4 protein-coding genes and 1 pseudogene are annotated in these 4,121 nt (G+C 30.9%); 4 read left to right on the top strand and 1 reads right to left on the bottom strand.

Annotated elements, in window-relative coordinates; genetic code table 11:
* On the bottom strand, positions 1-1,379 hold a 1,379-nt coding region (locus AC1DJR_RS21065; RefSeq protein WP_477003427.1), incomplete at its 3' end, for a PAS domain S-box protein.
* 426 nt (positions 1,380-1,805) lie between these two features.
* On the opposite strand from AC1DJR_RS21065, the gene AC1DJR_RS21060 reads away from it, so the two are divergent.
* From AC1DJR_RS21060 to AC1DJR_RS21045, 4 genes and pseudogenes are all read left to right on the top strand, one after another.
* Positions 1,806-2,195, top strand: coding sequence for a VOC family protein (locus AC1DJR_RS21060; RefSeq protein WP_002014647.1), 390 nt, complete (start codon positions 1,806-1,808; stop codon positions 2,193-2,195).
* Positions 2,196-2,407: 212 nt separating this feature from the next.
* Positions 2,408-3,223, top strand: coding sequence for an alpha/beta fold hydrolase (locus AC1DJR_RS21055; protein ID WP_060752177.1), 816 nt, complete (start codon positions 2,408-2,410; stop codon positions 3,221-3,223).
* A gap of 95 nt (positions 3,224-3,318) precedes the next feature.
* Positions 3,319-3,495 (top strand): annotated as a pseudogene (locus AC1DJR_RS21050) (phosphoglycerate mutase family protein); the annotation flags it as partial.
* Positions 3,496-3,814: 319 nt separating this feature from the next.
* On the top strand, positions 3,815-4,121 hold a 307-nt coding region (locus AC1DJR_RS21045), incomplete at its 3' end, for a hypothetical protein (protein WP_477003426.1).

Genomic DNA, 4,121 nt, shown 5'->3' with positions numbered 1-4,121 from the left:
ATAATATAGCTTCCTGAAATTTGTCCATCTATCATAATAGGAACGATGGTAACGTATAAAAAATAAGTAAAGCCATCTTTATATTGAGAACTAAGTTGTAAGGATGCTGATTCTTGTTGTTTAACTTTTTCTAATGCAGATATCAGTTTATGTTTATCTGCATCTAAAATAATAGAAAAACATGTCTCACCAAGTAACTCGTTCGTTGGTGCTCCAAGTAGTATGCTTCCTGCTTTATTTACATTTAAGAATATTCCATTTAAATCAATCGTAAAAATGGGATCAGGATGATATTCATATAATGATTTGAATTTTTGTTGTTTCTGAGATAGGGCCTCTGATTTATGGACTAAATCAGAAGTTCTTAAAGTAACTTTTTCTTCTAGTTGAGCATTAAATACTTGTAAACGTTTTGTTAGGGTGTCGTTTTGCATACGCACAATAGAATGGCGAATAAGTACGAAAACAAAAGCGATACAATTTCCTGTAATGAGAGTTGAAGACGATGTTTGTTCTTTTAATGTAAACCCGATTAGTATTGCAACAGCAAGATAGGGAAATACGACTAATACTTTTTTTCCTAGTATAGGGTTTACAATGAAATAATTTTTATGGCTATTATCATCTTCTGAAATAGACCCAGCTATTGCGATAAGCAATATAGGTATTCTATATAAAAGACGTAAAAATGTTATAGTGTCAGTTGATAAATGGGTATTTAAGTAAAAATAAATATAGTTAAAAGTTGCAGAACTAATCAATACAAAAATAAAGATATAAATTTTCCGCTTGGACTTAAAAATTGTTGGGCGGAAAAAGAGACTAACACCTAGTAGAAGAAATAATAGATCTGCAATTGGATATAGAAATGAAAGGAAAATATCTCCGAGTGAAAGTGAGAATATATTTAAATTTGGCTGATTAAATAAATACCATTCTAATGTGAATATGGAAGTAAGTACTATACATATATCACAAATAAAGAAAGCTCTTTCCCATTTAGTGCATTCTTTTAAGATCTTATAGCAGAAAGCGATAAGGCAGAAGAATAGAAAAAACATGTAAAATACATCAGAAATAGTAAAATGATGTATTGGAAGTTCGAAAAAGGTATCTTGATACGTATATACTACTTTTCCTAATAAAAAACTACCAATTGCAATTGTAATACATATCCAAAAAGGATTTGAACTAACTTTTTTAGAGTATATAGAGTAAATTAGCGATATAAATGTAATGACTTCAACGATGAGTGAAGCGAAGCGTACATTGAAATTTGAAAAATTAGTAGGGAACAGAAAGAAAAACATAAAATAGATTGAATAGCATATTAATGTTGTGATTAATATACATAGCTGTAAATTTTTATTTAATTTCAAAAAGATCACCTTCTTTAAGTATGTACTATATTCGTAATATCTATACATAATAATATTACTTAAGGATTGTATCAGATTTCCTTATAAAAAGCATGCTTATAAGGAAAAAAACAAGAGTGCACTAATTCTTGAAAATGAAAAAACACTGCATTTAATGATTTTTAGTGTATCAAGATTTTAGATGGGAATTGTATATTTAGTCATCCAGTATATTTTAAAGGTTTTTTAGTGCTTTGCAAGTGGAGATGCAAATTTGCATATAAAATGATGGGATTTTCTTTCTAGGTGAGTTTTTGATTGTTATAGGCTAGTAAGTAACACCTTTGTATGTATCTATTTTCATACTAATGAGGGATTTCAAAAATGTTTTAAGTATATACAATAAAATATAGTCATTCATTACGTTTTTAGTATGGGAGGAAAAGCATGAAAAATTGGGTGAAGTTTCGAATAGCACGTCCAACAGATAAGTTTGAAGAGGTTATAGCATTCTATGAAAAAGGATTAGGTTTAAAGCGTATAGGTGAATTTTACGGTCATGAAGGTTACGATGGCGTCATGTTTGGACTACCAGATGAAGAATATCATTTAGAATTTACAAGATATATAGATGGGAGCCCATGTCCAGCTCCAACAAAAGATAACTTACTTGTATTTTACATGCGAGAAGATAGTGAAATGAAAAAAGTGAGTAAAAGGCTGCATACAATGGGGTATGGTGAAGTAGAACCAGAAAATCCGTATTGGAAAGAAAAGGGGATAACGATAGAAGATCCGGATGGTTGGAGAATTGTATTGATGAAAATAGAAGAATGAGGCTAGAGAAGTTTCGAATTTTGATAGAGTATAAGAAAATATAAAAAGTTTCCTTGGAGGAGATACACTCATAGGGAAGCTTTTTTATGTTTGTAATCTGAAAATTAAGATTTGAAATTAACTTCTGAAAAGATGTAAAATGAGAACATGCATTCTTTTGAGTTTGAGCGGGTTGTTTTTAAAGGTGAATATAAAAATAGGGAGGTTTTTTTATGATATGCCGGATTAGAGATGCAGAAGTATACTATGAAATCATTGGAGAAGGAAAGCCAGTACTTATCATACATGGGTGTTCTCCTGACCATAGATTAATGAAGAAATGTATGGAAACAGTGTTTCAGAAGTCTAAAGGATATCAACGAATTTATATTGATTTACCTGGAATGGGAAAATCGAATGCCCCAGATTGGATAAATAGTTCAGATTGTATATTAGAACTGTTAACTGCATTTATTGAGAAAATCATCCCAACTAAAGATTTTTTACTAGTAGGAGAGTCTTACGGGGGATATTTAGCTAGCGGGATACTTTCAAAGATGTTTGATAAAGTTAATGGATTATTGTTAGTATGTCCTGTTGTTGTAGCGCAACCAGGAAAAAGACTTCTCCCAGATAAACAGGTAATTGTAAGAGATGAAGAATTTTTAAACACGCTTACTTCAACCGAAAGGGAAGAATTTTGTGAGTTAGCAGTGGTTGCGAATGAGTATACATATAAGCGTTTCAAAGAAGAAATTAAGCCTGGGCTAGATATTGCTAATGATGGGTTTATTGAAAGATTACAAAAGAATTACTCTCTTACTTTAGACTTCCAGCATAAAAAATATGAGAAACCTGTTCTTTTATTAGCTGGAAGACAAGATATATCGGTAGGTTATCAAGATATTGTAGGAATCATTGAAGATTATCCAAGAGCAACATTAGCGGTATTAGATATGGCGGGACATAATTTACAAATCGAACAGCCTGAATTATTTGAGAGTTTAGTTTCGGAGTGGGTTAGACGAACTGCTCAGCAAAGTTCATAAAAAAAGAATAAATTAATATTTTGATTGTATTCAAGTTTTGATACGGAAAAGATTAAAGTAAGTAATTAACTTATAAATATTTTCAAGGAGGAATTATGAATACATATATCTATATGGTTAGGCATGGTGAATCACCAAAATTAGAAGGAGATGAAAGAACACGTGGATTAACTGAGAAGGGAATTTTAGATGCTCAAAGAGTAACTGAGATATTAGAAACAGAGGGAATTGATACTTTCATTTCAAGTCCGTATAAGAGGGCTATGTTAACGGGTATATGGAGTGTGTTTTAAAAATTACTTTTAAAACACACTCTTTTTTTGAAGAGAAAGCATCTTTATCAACTATTTTTAGAATGTTAAATCAATAAGTAATTATTCAGTTTTTGAATAGTTTATTGAGAAATTGGTTTAGGGAAACAATTTTAAATGTGACAAAACTCCAAACGCTGGATTTATATTCAATAGGAGAAAAAGATGTAGAATTTTGTCTTGTTGTACGTGTTTACTTTTCATTTCGTTACATATAGGCTTTGTGGTGTAGGGGGGGGAGAAATCGCCTTTACACTAAAATTATAAGGGGGTCATTGTGATGAAAAAAATGAAAAAATTTGCAGGAGTAGCTCTAGCGGGTTCAATTGGATTAAGTGGATTACTATTTTTAGAACCGAGTGTAAGTACTGCAGAAACACCACAAGCGAAAGAGGAGAAGTTCAATGCTATTAATGTAGCGATGAATCAAAGTGAATCTTATTTATTGAGTGGTAGAAGTATTGAGATTCTTTCAGGAGATAAAGAAGCGGTACAATTAAGTAATTATACAGTTCAGTTCAATAAACCAGGTAAGTATGTTATTAGAGTAAATGGTTGTATTTATAATGATGTATATACTTTTATTG

Source organism: Bacillus sp. 05T31, assembly GCF_056396725.1.
Note: the sequence above shows the minus strand (reverse complement) of the source record. Positions and strands in the feature narration are given on the sequence as shown.